Source organism: Flavobacterium sp. ACAM 123 (genome assembly GCF_000264055.1).
GTDB lineage: Bacteria > Bacteroidota > Bacteroidia > Flavobacteriales > Flavobacteriaceae > Flavobacterium.
In genome coordinates this window covers 1-540 of the sequence record NZ_AJXL01000247.1, presented here as the reverse complement: position 1 = coordinate 540, position 540 = coordinate 1, and the positions used below count along the sequence as shown (strand labels likewise).

General features: G+C 34.4%; 1 protein-coding gene. It reads left to right on the top strand.

The window, feature by feature from the left end:
• Positions 1–502: transposase (locus A3SG_RS20535; protein ID WP_035664858.1), on the top strand; the 502-nt coding region annotated here is incomplete at its 5' end.
• Between the last annotated feature and the right edge of the window lie 38 nt (positions 503–540).

Here is a 540-nt window from a genome sequence, read left to right as displayed (position 1 = left end):
GAAAAATGGAAAGTCAGTAACCCAAATGAAACACTACAAAACCAGTGCCTGTTTGAGTTGTGAACTCTTTAAAAAATGCACCAAAAACGCTCGAGGCAGACTCCTAGAACGCTCTGAGCATGCTGATTTAATTTATGAAAATAAAATCCGAATCGAAAATAATTATGAAATGTACCGCAGGCGGCAAGCTATTGTAGAGCATCCTTACGGCGTAATTAAACGGCAATGGGATTTTTATTATATCATGACTAAAAAAACTATTAAACACGCTTCTGCTGATGTTGGATTGATTTTCACAGCCTACAACTTGCGCCGAATATTTAACTTAGTTGACCAAAATTTACTAAAACGGTACCTAAAAATATTGCTTTCGCTTTTTCAAGTTTTAACAGTTCATTTAAGGCCTTTTTTAAGCTTCAAATTATTTGCAATCAACTCCAGACCATTTTATAAAACCGCTTTTTTGTGTACGACAAATCAACTATATTTACCAAATAGCTAGTGGGTTTTAAAAACTTTGGAGGTTTTTAGACGAACTGA